Origin of the sequence: Mesobacterium hydrothermale (genome assembly GCF_035818635.1) — a bacterium.
GTDB classification, from domain to species: Bacteria; Pseudomonadota; Alphaproteobacteria; order Rhodobacterales; family Rhodobacteraceae; genus Mesobacterium_A; species Mesobacterium_A hydrothermale.
Map to the genome: position 1 here is coordinate 94,945 of NZ_JAYLLH010000008.1, position 15,010 is coordinate 109,954.

General features: G+C 62.5%; 19 protein-coding genes. 4 read left to right on the forward strand and 15 right to left on the reverse strand.

Translation table 11 applies throughout. The features are described 5' to 3' along the window. Nucleotides 1–46: 46 nt before the first annotated feature. The 4 genes from VK792_RS07870 to VK792_RS07885 form a co-directional block, all read right to left on the reverse strand. Nucleotides 47–982: a tyrosine-type recombinase/integrase gene (locus VK792_RS07870; protein WP_326296912.1), complete on the reverse strand. Its 936-nt coding sequence runs from the start codon at nucleotides 980–982 to the stop codon at nucleotides 47–49. A gap of 106 nt (nucleotides 983–1,088) precedes the next feature. After that, a complete protein-coding gene (locus tag VK792_RS07875) occupies nucleotides 1,089–1,295 on the reverse strand; it encodes a hypothetical protein (protein WP_326296913.1) in 207 nt (68 codons plus the stop codon). Nucleotide 1,296: 1 nt separating this feature from the next. Beyond that, nucleotides 1,297–1,875 carry a hypothetical protein gene (locus tag VK792_RS07880; RefSeq protein ID WP_326296914.1) on the reverse strand — a complete coding sequence of 193 codons (579 nt, stop codon included), beginning with the start codon at nucleotides 1,873–1,875 and terminating at the stop codon, nucleotides 1,297–1,299. A gap of 68 nt (nucleotides 1,876–1,943) precedes the next feature. Next, nucleotides 1,944–2,369 carry a hypothetical protein gene (locus VK792_RS07885; protein ID WP_326296915.1) on the reverse strand — a complete coding sequence of 142 codons (426 nt, stop codon included), beginning with the start codon at nucleotides 2,367–2,369 and terminating at the stop codon, nucleotides 1,944–1,946. Nucleotides 2,370–2,392: 23 nt separating this feature from the next. On the opposite strand from VK792_RS07885, the gene VK792_RS07890 reads away from it, so the two are divergent. Further along, entirely contained in the window at nucleotides 2,393–2,680 is a 288-nt protein-coding gene (locus tag VK792_RS07890) for a helix-turn-helix domain-containing protein (protein WP_326296916.1), read from the forward strand. 195 nt (nucleotides 2,681–2,875) lie between these two features. Here the strand turns inward: VK792_RS07890 and VK792_RS07895 are convergent, their stop codons facing one another. From VK792_RS07895 to VK792_RS07945, 11 genes are all read right to left on the reverse strand, one after another. Further along, a complete protein-coding gene (locus tag VK792_RS07895; RefSeq protein ID WP_326296917.1) occupies nucleotides 2,876–3,940 on the reverse strand; it encodes a phage portal protein in 1,065 nt (354 codons plus the stop codon). Between the two features lie 2 nt (nucleotides 3,941–3,942). Continuing rightward, nucleotides 3,943–4,521, reverse strand: a complete 579-nt coding sequence (locus VK792_RS07900; protein WP_326296918.1) for an HK97 family phage prohead protease — start codon at nucleotides 4,519–4,521, stop codon at nucleotides 3,943–3,945. After that, entirely contained in the window at nucleotides 4,521–5,792 is a 1,272-nt protein-coding gene (locus VK792_RS07905; RefSeq protein ID WP_326296919.1) for a phage major capsid protein, read from the reverse strand. Before VK792_RS07905 ends, VK792_RS07900 begins: the two co-directional genes overlap by 1 nt. A 3-nt stretch (nucleotides 5,793–5,795) precedes the next feature. Beyond that, nucleotides 5,796–6,134 carry an HNH endonuclease gene (locus VK792_RS07910; protein WP_326296920.1) on the reverse strand — a complete coding sequence of 113 codons (339 nt, stop codon included), beginning with the start codon at nucleotides 6,132–6,134 and terminating at the stop codon, nucleotides 5,796–5,798. Continuing rightward, nucleotides 6,131–6,475, reverse strand: a complete 345-nt coding sequence (locus VK792_RS07915; protein WP_326296921.1) for a head-tail adaptor protein — start codon at nucleotides 6,473–6,475, stop codon at nucleotides 6,131–6,133. The genes VK792_RS07910 and VK792_RS07915 overlap by 4 nt, the downstream gene beginning before the upstream one ends. After that, nucleotides 6,466–8,172: a terminase TerL endonuclease subunit gene (locus tag VK792_RS07920; protein ID WP_326296922.1), complete on the reverse strand. Its 1,707-nt coding sequence runs from the start codon at nucleotides 8,170–8,172 to the stop codon at nucleotides 6,466–6,468. The genes VK792_RS07915 and VK792_RS07920 overlap by 10 nt, the downstream gene beginning before the upstream one ends. 382 nt (nucleotides 8,173–8,554) lie before the next feature. Then, the gene (locus VK792_RS07925) at nucleotides 8,555–8,782 is read right to left on the reverse strand and encodes a hypothetical protein (protein ID WP_326296923.1); all 228 of its coding nucleotides are present in this window, start codon (nucleotides 8,780–8,782) and stop codon (nucleotides 8,555–8,557) included. Beyond that, nucleotides 8,779–9,327 carry a head-tail connector protein gene (locus VK792_RS07930; protein ID WP_326296924.1) on the reverse strand — a complete coding sequence of 183 codons (549 nt, stop codon included), beginning with the start codon at nucleotides 9,325–9,327 and terminating at the stop codon, nucleotides 8,779–8,781. Before VK792_RS07930 ends, VK792_RS07925 begins: the two co-directional genes overlap by 4 nt. After that, nucleotides 9,324–9,698 (reverse strand): hypothetical protein, encoded by a 375-nt coding sequence (locus VK792_RS07935; RefSeq protein ID WP_326296925.1) that lies wholly within the window; start codon nucleotides 9,696–9,698, stop codon nucleotides 9,324–9,326. Before VK792_RS07935 ends, VK792_RS07930 begins: the two co-directional genes overlap by 4 nt. A gap of 216 nt (nucleotides 9,699–9,914) precedes the next feature. Beyond that, a complete protein-coding gene (locus tag VK792_RS07940; protein ID WP_326296926.1) occupies nucleotides 9,915–11,600 on the reverse strand; it encodes a thiamine pyrophosphate-binding protein in 1,686 nt (561 codons plus the stop codon). Between the two features lie 61 nt (nucleotides 11,601–11,661). Continuing rightward, nucleotides 11,662–12,486 carry a sulfite exporter TauE/SafE family protein gene (locus tag VK792_RS07945; protein WP_326296927.1) on the reverse strand — a complete coding sequence of 275 codons (825 nt, stop codon included), beginning with the start codon at nucleotides 12,484–12,486 and terminating at the stop codon, nucleotides 11,662–11,664. Between the two features lie 311 nt (nucleotides 12,487–12,797). Here VK792_RS07945 and VK792_RS07950 point away from each other — a divergent pair, with 311 nt between their 5' ends. From VK792_RS07950 to VK792_RS07960, 3 genes are all read left to right on the forward strand, one after another. Beyond that, nucleotides 12,798–13,256, forward strand: coding sequence for a DUF2852 domain-containing protein (locus VK792_RS07950; protein ID WP_326296928.1), 459 nt, complete (start codon nucleotides 12,798–12,800; stop codon nucleotides 13,254–13,256). Between the two features lie 91 nt (nucleotides 13,257–13,347). Continuing rightward, nucleotides 13,348–13,797, forward strand: a complete 450-nt coding sequence (locus VK792_RS07955; RefSeq protein ID WP_326296929.1) for an RDD family protein — start codon at nucleotides 13,348–13,350, stop codon at nucleotides 13,795–13,797. A 141-nt stretch (nucleotides 13,798–13,938) separates the two neighbouring features. After that, a complete protein-coding gene (locus VK792_RS07960; RefSeq protein WP_326296930.1) occupies nucleotides 13,939–14,751 on the forward strand; it encodes an arginyltransferase in 813 nt (270 codons plus the stop codon). Nucleotides 14,752–15,010: the final 259 nt, after the last annotated feature.

Here is a 15,010-nt window from a genome sequence, read left to right on the forward strand (position 1 = left end):
GTGCTTGCGCGGACTGCGCCGTTTACAGGTGCGTTTACAGTTTTGTTCATGCTACACCCCCTTTCGCTTGGGCCAGCTTGACCAGAACAGCGTCGGTTTCGTCGGGCGAAACGCGCGCATAATGCTCGATCACGTTTGCCGCATAGCGGACAGACCAGCCCATGTGGTTGGCGATTTCTGCAAGCGACAGGTCCGCATTCAAAAGCAGAGTTGCAGCCGTTCCGCGGGCATCATACAGGCGCAGATCATTGGACAGCTTGGCCTTGTCGCGCCATTGGCGGACGCCCTCGGAAGCGCGGTGTTCCGTCAGTTGATTCCCGCTGGCGTTCGTAAGGATCAAGAGACGGTCGCGCGGCGTTGCGTCGATGATCTTGCCAAGTTCCGGCGTGATAGGGATGTGCGCCAAACGGCCCCGCTTGTTAGTGCGAACCCGCAGCCGCCGCCCCGCCGGTGTTTGCTCCACCGCACCCGTGGTCAGCTTTATCAGATCGCCGGGACGCAGGCCGGTTTCACATGCAGCGCAGAGAATGCGGCGCACCCACTCTGGCGCAACGGCGTCAAAGGCTTCCCGGTCCGCCGGGGTCCACACAATTTCCGAACGGTCAACTTCATAAAGACGGTGCAGCTTGTGGCAGTGGTGCTCGGATAGCTTACCCTCTTCGACGGCCCAATTCAGGATGCGAACCGCGTGAGTGCCCGCCATGTCGTGCTGTTTGGGTGAGTGTTTCCAAATGGCGCGCCATGCATTCATTTCACCGCGCGCGCCGCGCTCCTCGAAAATGACGGCGGGCGCATCCTTAAAATGATCTGCAAACCGCAGCCCCCATTTGCGAATGTCGGCCCGAGACCGCTTTCCCTTGGGTATCGCGGTGCTTGACAGAAAATCATCCACCATTTGCGGCACCATGTAGTCAGTTGATAGCGGACGGACGGTCGCCTCCGTAAACGCGTGAAAGAAAGCGGGATCCTTGGGATACTGCACAGTGTCTTGCCAGAATTTTGGCCCGCCACGCCACGCATAGAAATGGTAGCGCACTGAGCCGTCAGCCAGCTTGCGACGGACGGGATGCACCTTGTCTGGGAAACCCCTAGGACGCACGGCCCGCCCTCCACTTTTCGAGCGGCGACATATCAGCCTCGGACGACTCGCCGCCAATGCCTGCGGTGATATGGAAACGCTGCCCTTCGGCTGTCTCAACGACGACAGACACCTGATCAAAACCAGCGGACTTCGCCGCCTCAAAAGCGGGCGTAAGGTCGGATTTCCTGATTGCTGCTGGGCGACGTTCGGTCATTCTAAATTGCCTCCGCATCAACGCGGGCCGCGATCCGGGCAAGAACAGAACCGACGATTTCTGCGCTGCGATGAACGCCGCTCCAGTATGGGTGGCGCTCCTCAAACGATAGTTCGATAGGTGCCTCAAAACGGGTGCTAAAATGCTGCTCAGCATCTCGTGGCCGGTCCTCATAAACGATTGCAGCCGCTCCGAGGTAAATCTCCGTCGAAATATACACGTTGCCCGCCTGATCGGGTTCCAGCCGAAGAAACTTCAAGAGGGCGACAAGATGCTGTTCAAATGTGTCGCGCTCTTCCTTCAAGTTCCAGCTTTTGGGGAATGTCGAAACAGATGGTTGAAGGGGCAAACTGGCAAAGAATTTGCAGCGTTCCGCCGCGCCAGCAGCGCTTTCCGAAGACATAAGCGCAATGAGAAGCCGGGCGATTTCAAGGTCACTGACGTGATGCGCGCTCCTGCCGCGCCCACTGGAAGGCGGGAGATACTCGGCTTTGCGCAGGCGCTTAACAACGTCTTCGGCAACCGAGTGTTTGATGTTCAACTCTTCCGAAAGCATCTCAATTGCTTGGCCAGTGTGCATCATATCGCCCCTTTCATCTGGATGATTACCAGATGAAACTCAGTCTGTCCATACGGAATAATTCCAGATCACGCTTCACTACTATCCCGTGCAGCATTCGCCGGATTGCGCAGGATGTCGTTTGCCCGGTCAAGCGCAGCGACAGCCTTGCGCATCGCGGTTTCCATGCGTTCGGCGATGTATTTTGCGGCGGTCGGATCCCAGCCCATTTCTTTATCGCAGGCCACCAGCATCAGGTCGGCAAGCGCGGACGAAAGGTGTAGCGCGTCTTCGATCCCTTCTGGATAGTCGCCATGATCATATTCCAGATGCCGCAGGGCAAGGCGGATTGCCTCTGCCGGATCGGTCGGAAGAGACTTGCGATATTCGGCTTGGCGCTGGCGCAGTTCGCGGGCGACGGTCACAGTTTCTTCAAAGAGTGAAGCGTCAGACAGCGCTAGCCCGTTGACGGCACGGTTTTCATGGATCGAAACGGGTTGCGGTGCATGAGACATTGCGAAGTCCTCCAAGTGTGATAATGATAACTAAGTTATGCTTTTCACATGCTGGACATGCCGTCAAGAAAAATAACAGGGTTATAAAAATGAACGCAACGCAATGCAGAATGGCACGAGCAGCTTTGGGGTTGGGTGTTCGAGATTTGGCAAGTTTGGCCGATGTGGCACAAGCGACGGTTTCCAGACTTGAGCGAGGCGAAGAATTGAAAGCCACCACTATTCAGATAATCCGTGAAGCCCTAGAAGCGGCGGGCGTTGAGTTCATTGCAGAGAATGGCGGTGGGGCTGGCGTCAGGCTCAAGAAATAGAAAGGGCGGGCTTCCGCTTGCCCGCCCTAGCGCCGCGCCCACGGGAGGTTCCCAAAAGGATAGGCGGGCCGCGCTTTGTCGGGGTTAACACACTCGCCGACTTGTGGATCACTTCGGGTCGGGATGCCCTGTCAGACAAAAACCCATGGCGTGATCAGCCATTCCGTTGCCGTGGCGATGCCGTGCCACGGCATTTCACCTTTCCCAGTCCACCATGCGCATAGCCCCGGACACGTCAGCGGGCTGTATGCCAGCCTCTTTGGCCTCTGCCATCGTCTTGATGATCGCCGAGAGTGCGCGGGCGCGTCCGCCAGCATCGAAGGCTTGCAAGGGCCGGATGGTGTCAATCGTGATCTCTACCCCCAGCTTGGCCGAGGCTTCATCCGCCAGAAGCGCGGCAATGGGCTGCAAGGTCCAGATCGCCAGTTGCCTTTGCGCCTCTCGCACCACTGGGCCGGTTGCCGCACGATTGAGGAATGACGGCAAGACGCCATAGGCCATGGCGATTCCCTCCCGCGCCGCCGCCAGTGTTTCCGCCGTCATGGACTTGGACAGATCGGGCGAAAGCTGATCCGATTTCTGGCCGATCTGGGGGTTCATGCCCGCCGCCGTCGCCTGCGCCACGCCTTCGATTACCAGCGTTGAACCGCGCCGCCCTCGGAATGCGCCGCGCATGGACGCCATGTCATCGGCCCCGGTATCAGGCAAGGGCACAATCTGAGAGCCAAGGGGGGCATTCTCAAACGTCTCACTAAGGGCCGATTCTACCGCATGAAGCATTGCCCCGGTGAGGCTGGACCGCCGCAAAGGCGCGGTGCCGATCCATGGCGTCAGGTGGTCTGAGCCGATCCGCAGGTGCAGAACCTCGGCAGCAAGGGCAGTCACCGTGCGCCCGCCCCCAGCTTCGGGGATCGAGAGGCGATAGGCGCGCGGGCGTCCATCGCGGGTTGTCACGTCCCAATCGGTTGCAGGCACAAGCCCCAGATCGGTGATCAGATAGACCGCTTCACCATTGAGCGCGACGGCGCGGGCGATAAGCGCCATGTTGGCCCGTGTCAGCAGATCGGTGCCAGACACATCGGCCATGGCAAAGCCGCCCTCCCAAAGGCTGACGCAGCTTTGCACCGTTGCTGTCAGTTCGGCCACGCCGCGCCGCCCGCTGATATAGCTATCGCGCGCCGCCATGACTTGCGCGGTATATCCTGCGCCGCTGGACCGCGTTTCGATCGGGCGCAGTTTGTTCATGAGCCATCCGAGCATTGTCACCTCCACCGGATCGCGGCGGGGCGGTGCGTCAGACGCTTTGCCACCTCGCCGATGGGTTGCCAGTTCCGGGCTTCGATCTGGGCTTGCGGATAGGCGGGTTTCGTGACGGCGCTGATTTCGATCAGGTCAGCCGCCTTGATCGTGCGCAGAATGGCGTTTCCGCGTTCCTCTACCGTCTCGCCGCCGGGGCGGACGCGAAAACCGGGCGACAGACCGCGCACAAGGCCAGCGGCGTTGGCGGTCAGGAAGTCCCGCACATAGCTGACCTGCCCCATGTCAGCGCTGATTGTCGCTTCAATGGTCAGCGCGTCGTCATTTTCGGTCAGGGTCAGAGTGCCGGCGGAACGTGACGCCAGCGGCTTGTTGAAGTCATGGCCGGACAGAAAATGCACGTCCTCGCCGCGTTCAAGCCGATCTGCAAAGGCGCGGGCTGCGATCATCTCACGACGCTCACGCCCTGCGCCAATGCCTTCGGCCAGCACGGTTTCCCGACCATATGGGAAGGATGCCCGAAGGCGGGTTTCCCCGCCATCGGTGCGCAGCTCAAGGCTGCCAATGTGAGCGCCCCAGAGCATTATGCAGCCGCCAGTTCAAGGCCGGTCAGCAGTTCAAGCTGAGCCGGGCGCGCCACGGTCACATCCATGGTTGCCAGCGCCGTGATGCGCAGCCCGCCGGATTGTGCATCGCTGTAAGGATCGCGGATCATGTCTACCGCGCCCCATGCACCGACAAAGATGGGCGCGACACCGCCCGCCGAGGTTGTCAGCAGCGAAGAGGTTGCCGAGGGCGTTCCAGACGGCGCGGCAAGCGCGTTGTTCGTCATGGCGATGTTGCCAGCGGGGATGTTCTTCGTCAGGCGGTCCCATTCGGTCACTGCCGTTCCGGCGATGTAGATGCCATCCAGATAATCCCAGAGTTCGGGCCGGATCAGCGCGCGCGCCGCATCCGGCGAACCGGCGGCATTGGCAGTCATGAACCGGGTGACGGCAGAGCGGAACGCGCCCCAGCTTGCCGACGCATCCACCGCCGTGGACGTGATGCCATAGGTTGCCGCGCCGGTGATCACGCCAAGGGGCTGACCATTGGCCCCGGTGCCGAGGAATGCAGCCTGATCCATTGCCGCGCCCATTGCGCCACTCATGTCACGCCGCACCGCCTGTTCCAGCGCTGCCCCGGATTGCTTGAGCGCCTTCCGGGTGATCCGCATCTGAATGCCAAGGTTGTGATCCGGCGACATGGCACGGTCAGTGGTCGCGTAGGTGGTCGGACCTGCCACGTTGGCAGCCTCGCCATCTGCCCAGCCCGCCGTGACGGCCGAAGTTGTCACCGGCCATTCCACCGCGCCCGCGTCGATGCTGATCATTTGCGCACCCATCCGCGCCGCCACACTGTCAGGGAACAACCGGTCAATGATGGGGCGGGTCTGGATCGGGTTCGGAGTGCCGCCCGCCACGGTTTCACCGGCCCGGACTTCGAGAGCCTGCCACGGAACCGGGATGCCACGGAAACCGCCTGCGCTGCGCAGTTCGGTCACGATTTCCGCCGTCTGCCCGTCAAGCTGACGCCCTTCGTCCAGGGCAAGCGCGACCTGGCGCATCTCGAAACCGGCCATGAGGTCAGCCCATTCCTGCGCAGAGCGGGTTTCCAGCTCGTCGCCAGCATCGCGGCGTTCGGTATCTTCGGCGATCAGGGCGGCGCGGTAGCGGGTTTCGTTGGAGCGGTATTCCCGATCCAGTTCATCCATCTTGCGCACTTCGTCTTCGGACGGGGTTTCCTTGCCCGCCAGTTCGGCGAGGTTCTGGCGGATTTCGCTTTGCCGCCGGGCGATCTTCACTGATTCGAGCATCGTTTATCCTTTCTGCTCAACAGGGGTGGTGCCGGGCCGCGCTAGCGACTCGACTGCTTGCCGCCAATCTCGGCGGTCCTCTCGGGGCGGGGGATGCCCGCACTCGATCCTTGTCTTTCGGGTGTGGCAACCGGGGCAGAGAGCCTGAAGGTTGCGCGGGTCATAGGACAATTCGGGGTGTGTTCTGACCGGTTTGATGTGATCCACTTCCAAGCGCCCGCCGCAGCCGCAGGACTGGCAACGGTATCCATCGCGCTCAAGGATTTCAGCCCGCAGAGCCTTCCAGCGTTTTGTGCGAGTGACCTTCCGGGAATGCCGGTGATGCTCTTTGCGAACACTCATGGCGCTTCACTCGTCTGCGCGGTGATTTCGAGAAAGCCCCGGTCGTCGGGAACCTCTTTGATGCCGTCGATCCCGTAGGTGATGCCCTCATGCACAAGGCGGTCATACCGGGCGATGCTGCGCCCGAACGCTGTCGCCCGGATGATGAACCGCGTCACCAGCTTGTTACCCCAAGCACCTGCGCTGAGGCGCTCTGCATCTGATATGTCGCGCCGCCGGGCGAAAATGACGGGACCAAAATCCTCCCATTCGCCCACTGGATTGCCGAACCCATCACGGCCCGTTTCGTTGTAGCGCCGAATTTGAATGCGGCGGCTGAGGCTTCCGGCGTTCAAAACCATTGCATCCTCGCTTTCGTCTGGGGTTGAGCCGCCACCCGCGCGCCTTGCGCGACTGCCAGCACCGATGCAGCAGCGGCGTCGATCCGGCCCGTGCTGCGCGCCTTGGCGATTTTGATGTTGTTGGCGGGGTCGCGTAGACAGACGGTGTCGGCGAAGGCAGAGCGCAACAGCAGGGACGGCTTGGCCTTCACTTGCCCGTCAAAGGCGGCGCGGCGGAACCGCTCTGCATCTTCGCCACCGTCCCGGAAGCCCTGACCGCGCCAGACCAGCGGCGCGCGGATCCCCGCACGGGCAATGGCTTCGCCCAATTCAGCTTGCTTGTAGCGGTCCATGGTCAGGGCAAGGATCGGCTGATCCTCAACATGCCGCATGATTTCGACCAGCCACGGGGCAACCGGAACCGTCTTATCGCCCAGAACGCTCAGTTCGCCGCGCTCTTGCATCTCGACATACCGGCCCGCCACGCCATCGGTCTGACCCCGGTCCAGCAGGTTTGGCATGGAAGGAAAGGTGCCGAGGCATTCGAGACGGCCAGTCGCAGGCCAATAGAACGCCGCCGCCGTCATGGATGCTGAGCCGCCGAGGTCGATACCAATCACGCAACCGCCCTCACGAGGGGGCAGGCTATTGGTTTCGCAGCTAAGCCATTCGTCCAGCGTGATCAGCATGTCGCGGGCTTCACCGGACACGCGCTCATTGCGGTTGTAGAGCCGGAAGGATGTGAGACTTGATCCGCCGCGCGCAATCGCCCGCTTGGCCTGCGCTTCCAGCCATTCCAGCGAACCGCCGATGCCATGGGGCGCGCCGGGGTTGGCGATCAGCAAGCTTTCGGGATCGTCAGCAGGCAATCCGGGCGCGGGGCGATGCTCTTGAACGTAGGTGCCGGGCAGAGGGTCGTCTATCCACCGGGAAAAGGGGTGCGTGTCGTCACTGGCGGATGTGCTGATCAGGAAGGCGCGGCCATCACGCTTGCCCAGACCGGACAACAGCGCGTGCTCCAGTTCGTCGCCCCGGTCCAGCGCCCAGTGACCGCGTTCGTCCAAGATCGCCATTGTCGGAGCGCCGCCAAGAGCGGACTTGCCATCAGCTGCGATCACGCGCAGCACATGCCCTCCGCCATCGCCCTCAAACTCGATTTCGAGGCGCGGGGCGCGGCGATAGATCAGGCGGCGTTGCAGTTCGAGGGGAAGGGTCGCAGCGAAACCAGCGACAAAATCCCAGATGATCCGGCCCTGATCCCGCGTCCGGGCGGCTGCGATGATTTCGCGGCGGGGCTGGCGATCCCAAACACCGATCAGACCGCCGAGGGCAAGGCCAGCCGTGATCGCGGATTTGCCGTTGCCGCGCCCGATGCTGAGAATGGCGTTGGCGGTGTTGTCGGCCATCGCCCCGGTGATGAATTTGCTCTGAAAGGGTGCGAGAGAAACCGGCTTTCCGGCGTTCGGGCCTTCCGGGATGCGAAGTCCATGCATGAATTGCATAGCTCGTTCGGCGGGCGTTCCCTCAGCATCCTGCGCGAAAAGAGAAAACTTCCATCCACGGTTCCCCGCATGGACAGATGTTGCGGCATTGGGACCAGTTTCAGGCTTTGCATCGAAGCCATCGAACAGATCAGCGCGCGCGGCTTCGCGGTCAGACTCCAACAGCGAACCGTCTGCTTTCCTCCACTCTCTTTTTTTCGTTGCCGCGTCTGACATTGTTTCCTCGTTTCGCGCGTAGCGCTTCGTTCAATCGTTGTGCTCTTGTCCCTCTGCTCGATGGTGAGGGTCGGAGCGAAGGGCATAGGACGACTGCCCACAGCGCGCGGCTGCGGCAGTCCCTAAGCCCTCTGCGTGAAGTCACCTGCTCGCCGGAGCCGGGCCATCGCTTGGGCCTGATCAGTCGTGCGTTCCCGCTGATCAGTCGGTTGCTGCTTGCGACACCATGAACGCGGTGCCGGGGATCGGGCCTCAACCTTTCGGACTGCCCTTTGCCTTTGATCCCGCCCGTGGTAGGCTGACCGATGTGGAGCCACCGTTGCTAACCCGTTCCACTACATCGGCCCTGCGTCTGGGGTGGCGCGCAGGGTCGCCGCTTTCGCTACCTCTCAATCAGTTCAAGTTCGTCATCCGGCGCGGTCGCCAGATCGTTGATCATGCGGCGCATGATGCGCGCCTGCTTTGGGGATGGACGCCAAGAAGGGCGCTTGCCGTGGCGGGCGATGGATTTGGCAAAGCCCTGCGCCCATTCATCGCCATCGCGCATGGCGCGGCGCATCACGCGCGGCCAATGCAGTGTCAGGATTTCGTCCAGTTCCAGATCGGTCATGCCAGCACCCCGCGATACCGCGCGCCCACACGGGCCATATGCGGCGATGTGGTGAGGCTCTTGGCGTCCATCGGGGATCGCCCGTCATAGTGCAGTGCAGCCTGATCCATGAGGGCTTGGGACAGGTCAGCCGGAATGTCAGCCGCTGCCGCTCCAAAGCCCGCCTGATACTCGATAACGATGTGGCTGGGGGCGAGGGTGAAGTAGGCTGACTGCCAGCGTATATACGGACGGTTGCCGCCCACAAAGTCAAAGTCGGTGAAGGCTGAACCGTTGATGGTGACAGTCGGTGTATCAGCGTCCGCAACCGGGCCGATGGGCAGGTCAATCCCGCTGCCACTCGCCAGATCAAAGATGGTAACGCGGATGTTCTGGGTCAGCAGCGCAATCTGCGCAAACTGTTCCAGTTCCGCCGCCGCCGTCAGGCCGATGTTTGTGATCGCGCCATCCTCGGAATCATCGGGCGCGCGGATATGCAGTTTCAGGTTTTCCAGATCGAAGGGCAGTGCAGCCCCAGACGGAATGCGTTGGGTCAGCATCTTCATGCGGCAATCTCCACTTCGGAAATGTGTTTGCGGAAAGCCATCTGTTCGCGCGGCGGCAGGGCTTCATACGCGGCCAGCGCATAAGCCTTGCGCTCTTTCAGGGACGCGAACGACGCCCACCAGCGCGCATCATCCATCGGGCTGAGGAAGGTCGGCAGAGGGTAGTCGGCAAACTTGAGAACAGACTCTGCAACCAGTTCGGCCTGTTCCGGCTTGTCCAGCGAACGAAGTGCAGCCCATGCCAGCGCCGCGCGCTCTTCGGGCGCCATGCGGGCCATCGCCACCAGCGAAAAGCCTTCCCAAGCGTCATAGCCGCCGAGGGTCAGCGTGTAGCCCATCATGCGCGACATGCGCTTGTGCTCGGGCTTCATGAAGCGCCCGAGACTAGAACCGCGTTTTTGGTTTACGCCCGGCTTGTAACCGTTTGATTTTTCACACCCCTCATTTGGGGTGTGTTTACACTTTTGTTCTTTTGTTTCAGTTGGATCAGAGGGATTGCAAATCCGTGTACACCGGTTCGATTCCGGTACTCGCCTCCACCTTCCTCCAGGCCTTACAACGTCCGTATGAACGCCCCCCTGCGGGCGTCACGTCTTGGCCACCGCGCGCATTGCCGAAAGCGTGGTGCGGGTCGAGATCTGGTCCGGGTCGGTCACCAGCTCCAGCAAGGCCGGACGGCCGGCGGCGCGGGCACGCGTAAAGGCCGGGGAGAATTCTTCGGTCCGGGTGACGCGTTCGGCATAGGCACCGTAGCCTTCGGCGATCTTGACGAAATCCTGACCTTGCAGCGTGGTGCCGGACACCCGGCCCGGGTGGTCGCGTTCCTGGTGCATGCGGATGGTGCCGTAGATCCCGTTGTTGAACACAAGGATGATCGGGCACGCGCCGTATTGCGCGGCGGTGGCCAGTTCGTTGCCCGTCATCATGAAACCGCCGTCGCCGACGAATGACACCACCAGCCGGTCGGGATGGCGGATCGCGGCGCTGACGGCGGCGGGCACGGAATAGCCCATCGCGCCGCAGGTCGATCCCAGTTCACGCCCCGGACGGCCGAACCGCAGATAACGTTGCGCCCAGCCGGTATGGTTGCCCGCGTCCAGCGTGACGATCATGTCGTCGGGCAGGTCGTCCCGCATCTGGCACAGGGCCACACCCATATCCAGCGGGCGGTCGCCGCCATTGGGGGCCTCGGTATCCGCCTCGTAGGCGGCGCGTAGGTCCTGTGTCCAGCCTTTCCAACGCTCGGAATCGGTTTCCATCCGCAGCCCGCTCAGCCACAGCGCGGCGGCGGCAGAGGACGCGACAAGCCCCAGATCGGGGGCATAGACCCGACCGATTTCATCCGGGTCGGGATAGATATGGATCACCCGCTGCCCCGGCGTTGGCGGCGTGACGGCGGTGTAGGCCTTGGTGGTCATGTCCCCCAGACGGGCCCCGATGACCAGCAGCAGATCGGCCTCGGCCATGCGCTTGAACAGCGCCGGGTTGGTCGAGGTGCCAAGGTCGCCGACAAAGGACGGAGAGGCCGCCGCGACCACGTCCTGACGGCGGAAGGAACAGACGACCGGCAGGTGGTTTGCCTCGGCAAAGCCGGTGATCTGGCTGGCGGCCTCGTCATCCCAGCCCGATCCGCCCACCACCACCATGGGCCGGTCGGCGGCAAAGAACGCGTCGCGGATCGCCTCGACCGCGCCGGGCCAGAGTTCCGCCTGCGCAGGGGTATAGCGCGGGGCATCCGCGACCTCGACCACTTCGGTCAGCATGTCTTCGGGCAAAGCGATGACCACCGGGCCCGGGCGGCCCGAGGTCGCCACGCGGAACGCACGCGCCATGTATTCAGGGATGCGGCGGGCATCGTCGATCTGCGTCGCCCATTTCGCCACCGTTCCGAACATGGCACGGTAATCGACCTCCTGGAACGCTTCGCGGTCCGTCATGTCGCGGGAAATCTGCCCCACCAGCAGGATCATCGGCGTGCTGTCCTGCTGCGCGATATGCACGCCGATGGCGGCATGGCAGGCGCCGGGGCCCCGGGTCACCAGCGCGATGCCGGGCCGCCCGGTCAGCTTGCCATAGGCTTCGGCCATGTTGGCGGCGCCGGCCTCGTGCCGGGCGTTGATCAGGGTGAACCGGTCGGGCACGTCATGCAGCGCGTCCAGCACCTCGAGATAGCTTTCACCAGGCACGCAAAAGCCGGTATCGGCCCCGTGGATGAGCAGTTGATCAACCAGAACCTGCCCGCCAGTGCGGGGCTTGGCTGCGCCATGTGTCATGATCGGGGCCTTTCCGTTGTTCGCTGGATGCAGTGCTACCGCCCGGCCCGCCCCGATGCAATCACGCGAAGATATCCATGCTCATCCGCACCGCGACGGAAACCAGGAACAGCGCAAAGGCGATTTCCAGCTTCCGCGCCGACAGCTTGTGCGCCAGCGTTGCGCCAATGGGGGCCGCCAGCATGGCAAAGGGGGCGACAAGGGCCAGCGCCGCCAGGTTGACATGGCCGATGGACAGGGGCGGCACGCCGTCTGCACCCCAGCCGGAAATCATATAGCCGATGACGCCCGGGATCGCGACCAGCGGACCCAGCCCGGCCGAGGTCGCCACAGCCTGGTGCATCGGCTGGCCGAACAGCGTCATGAACAGGTTGTTCAGGTTTCCGCCGCCGATCCCCATGAAGGTCGAGATGAACCCGATGCCAAATCCGACACCGTCGGTGACAGGTTTCGATGGCAGGTCCTTGGCCAGGTACCAGCCCTTCGGCAGGAACAGCATCTTGGCGGCGATGACCACCGCCACGACCACGAACACGCTGCGCAGCACGTCCCCGGATACGAAGCCGACGATGAAGGACGCGACGATCACACCCGCCGGCACGAACAGGCGCCAGCGTTTCAGCAGCGCGGCATTGCCCATGCCCCGGCTGCGGTGCGCCTTGTAGGATTGAATCGTGGTCGGCACGATGATGCCCAACGAGGTGCCCACGGCAAGATGCGCCACATGCGCCGGATCGGTCCCCAGCACCGCGAAAGCGGCGCTGAGGATCGGAACAAGGATCGCCCCGCCGCCCACGCCGAACAGCCCCGACAACACGCCCGAGGCCAGCCCGGCCCCCGCCAGCGTCGCCGCCATCATCACCAGTTCCAAGGTGCTTCCCTGCATTCCGTATCCCAACACGTCGTTTGCCCACCGCGCAGCAAGGCGCGAACCCCGCGCGACGGTATGTCAGCCCACCCGGACTGGCAAGAGAGGGTGCAAACCTGCCCGGCACAGGCGGAACCCGAGGGGGTGCCCTGCCAGCGCAAATGCAGGAAAACCCGGAAATCAACCAAAAATATCTGCGCAACCATATGAAACAAAACGACTCTTTTGAAAAATGTAAAAAACGTTCACATCCCCCCTTGCAAACGTCTTTCGGGCTTCCGATCTTAGCAATGTGAAAGACATTCACATCAACCTAAACGGAGAGAGACATGAATACCGCAACCGCAGCCACGCTTCCCGCAAATGCCGGGTGGTTCTCGCGCGCCGAAGCCTGGCTGGATGCCAGGGGCAAAGGCGCCTGGATCGCCGCCATGGTGGTCGGGTTCATCTTCTTCTGGCCCGTGGGCCTTGCCCTTCTGGCCTATATGATCTGGAGCAAACGCATGTTTTCGAAATCCTGCCGTCACTCTGACTTCCGCGCCGACCGCCGGGCCCGCCATCAGGCCGCCTGGGGCGCGATGAAGCCCTCGGGCAATAGCGCCTTCGACGCCTACAAGGCCGACACGCTGCGCCGTCTGCAGGAAGAACAGGAACAGTTCGAGTCGTTCCTCGACCGGCTGCGCGCCGCCAAGGACAAGGCCGAATTCGACCAGTTCATGGACGAACGCTCCGACGCCGCCCGCAAGGCCCGCCAAGACGCCTCCCTGCGCGAAGACGAAGACGCCTGAACGCCCTGGCCCCGGGCCTGATCCGGGGCCAATCCTTCCCTCCCTGCCCCGGCGAAAGCGCCGGGGTTTCCCTCTGAAAACAGACCGACAGATGATGTATACCGAGTCCATGTCACACCTGCCCGACCCTATCCACCAGGCCGAGTTCTATACCGATACGCCCGTCAAGCGCGGCATTGCCTGGCTTCTCGACACTGTCCTGATCATGGCACTGGTTGTGCCGGTGATCCTGCTGACGGCCTTCATCGGTCTGTTCTTCCTGCCGGTGCTGTACCTGCTGATTGGCTTTTTCTACCGGGTCATCACGATTTCGGGCGGTTCGGCCACCTGGGGCATGCGTCTGATGTCGATCGAACTGCGCGACGCCCATGGCCAGCGGCTCGACCCGGGGCAGGCCTTCCTGCACACGCTGGGCTATACAGTGTCGATGTCGATTCCGATTTTTCAGGTGATTTCGATCCTGCTGATGTTCCTGTCGGAACGCCGTCAGGGTCTGACCGATATGATGCTGGGAACCGTCGTGCTGAACCGCCGCTTTTGACACAAGATATTGTGGCTTGGAAAGGCGCTCCCACAGGGCGCGCGTTTGCCAGACCTGCCATGTGACGCGATGATGACAGGGGGCTTGGCGCGCCCCCGACCCCTTGCTAACGTGCTGGTGACACCGCCCTTTTGGATTCTCATGCGCCATTCACTTCCGTTTGCTCCGCAGTTCTATGTGACCGCGCCGCAACCGTGTCCTTATCTTGAGGGCCGGATGGAGCGGAAGCTGTTCACGGCGCTTCAGGGGGAAAACGCCCAGACCTTGAACGACAGCCTGTCAAAGCAGGGGTTTCGCCGGTCGCAGAACGTGCTGTACCGCCCGTCCTGTTCGGATTGTGCCGCCTGCCTGTCGGCGCGGATCGCTGTCGACCGGTTCAAACCGTCAAAAAGCCAGCGCCGCACCAACCGGCGCAATGCCCACCTGACGCGCAAGGCCACAAGCCCCTGGGCCACGGAAGAACAATACGACCTGTTCCTTACCTACCTGGAAAGCCGCCACGCAGACGGTGGCATGGCCGATATGGACGTGTTCGAATTCGCCGCGATGATCGAGGAAACGCCGATCCGCACGCGCGTGGTGGAATATGTCGACGACCTTGGTGCACTGACCGCAGTCTGCCTGACCGATGTGCTCGATGATGGCGTGTCCATGGTCTACAGCTTCTATGACCCCGAACTGCCGCAGCAAGGGCTGGGCACCTACATGATCCTCGACCACATCGAAATCGCGCGCGAAGCGGGCCTGCCGTATGTCTATCTGGGTTACTGGGTGCCCGGCAGCGCGAAGATGGGCTACAAGGAAGCGTTTTCCGGGCTGGAACTGTATCGACAGGGCCGTTGGCAGCCCAAGGACCCGGGCGAGGACTACAGCGCCGAGGTGCACCCGCTTTCGGTCGACCCGATTGCCGAACAGGTGGCCAATATCGCCCTGCCCGACCTGCGCAAGGGCTGACATCTTCTTGGCCGGTCCGACCCGGGGTCAGGTCACGCACGCGCGGTCCTGCCTCGGCCGACCGATCAGGTCGCGGACCGCTTCTGTCCAGGCGTGATACTGCATCCGCCGCGCATCCTTTTACGCCGCGACCAGACCCGCCCGCCCCAACGCCAAAAGCGCCCCCCTGCCCGCGATCCGTCCCGTGGGCACACCATTGGGCGCGGCGCGGCATGCAGCGTCAGACGAAACACTGACAGCCGTTGGGGGCCAAGGCGCT

Excerpts from the sequence above, each read along its gene's own strand:
- VK792_RS07905 (WP_326296919.1), bottom strand. The coding sequence starts at position 5,792 with ATGCTCGAATCAGTGAAGATCGCCCGGCGGCAAAGCGAAATCCGCCAG.
- VK792_RS07940 (WP_326296926.1), bottom strand. The coding sequence starts at position 11,600 with ATGACACATGGCGCAGCCAAGCCCCGCACTGGCGGGCAGGTTCTGGTT.
- VK792_RS07875 (WP_326296913.1), bottom strand. The coding sequence starts at position 1,295 with ATGACCGAACGTCGCCCAGCAGCAATCAGGAAATCCGACCTTACGCCC.
- VK792_RS07955 (WP_326296929.1), top strand. The coding sequence starts at position 13,348 with ATGATGTATACCGAGTCCATGTCACACCTGCCCGACCCTATCCACCAG.
- VK792_RS07920 (WP_326296922.1), bottom strand. The coding sequence starts at position 8,172 with ATGTCAGACGCGGCAACGAAAAAAAGAGAGTGGAGGAAAGCAGACGGT.
- VK792_RS07880 (WP_326296914.1), bottom strand. The coding sequence starts at position 1,875 with ATGCACACTGGCCAAGCAATTGAGATGCTTTCGGAAGAGTTGAACATC.
- VK792_RS07925 (WP_326296923.1), bottom strand. The coding sequence starts at position 8,782 with ATGACCGATCTGGAACTGGACGAAATCCTGACACTGCATTGGCCGCGC.
- VK792_RS07950 (WP_326296928.1), top strand. The coding sequence starts at position 12,798 with ATGAATACCGCAACCGCAGCCACGCTTCCCGCAAATGCCGGGTGGTTC.
- VK792_RS07935 (WP_326296925.1), bottom strand. The coding sequence starts at position 9,698 with ATGAAGCCCGAGCACAAGCGCATGTCGCGCATGATGGGCTACACGCTG.
- VK792_RS07910 (WP_326296920.1), bottom strand. The coding sequence starts at position 6,134 with ATGAGTGTTCGCAAAGAGCATCACCGGCATTCCCGGAAGGTCACTCGC.
- VK792_RS07895 (WP_326296917.1), bottom strand. The coding sequence starts at position 3,940 with ATGCTCGGATGGCTCATGAACAAACTGCGCCCGATCGAAACGCGGTCC.
- VK792_RS07945 (WP_326296927.1), bottom strand. The coding sequence starts at position 12,486 with ATGCAGGGAAGCACCTTGGAACTGGTGATGATGGCGGCGACGCTGGCG.
- VK792_RS07900 (WP_326296918.1), bottom strand. The coding sequence starts at position 4,521 with ATGCTCTGGGGCGCTCACATTGGCAGCCTTGAGCTGCGCACCGATGGC.
- VK792_RS07915 (WP_326296921.1), bottom strand. The coding sequence starts at position 6,475 with ATGGTTTTGAACGCCGGAAGCCTCAGCCGCCGCATTCAAATTCGGCGC.
- VK792_RS07930 (WP_326296924.1), bottom strand. The coding sequence starts at position 9,327 with ATGAAGATGCTGACCCAACGCATTCCGTCTGGGGCTGCACTGCCCTTC.
- VK792_RS07885 (WP_326296915.1), bottom strand. The coding sequence starts at position 2,369 with ATGTCTCATGCACCGCAACCCGTTTCGATCCATGAAAACCGTGCCGTC.
- VK792_RS07890 (WP_326296916.1), top strand. The coding sequence starts at position 2,393 with ATGATAACTAAGTTATGCTTTTCACATGCTGGACATGCCGTCAAGAAA.
- VK792_RS07960 (WP_326296930.1), top strand. The coding sequence starts at position 13,939 with ATGCGCCATTCACTTCCGTTTGCTCCGCAGTTCTATGTGACCGCGCCG.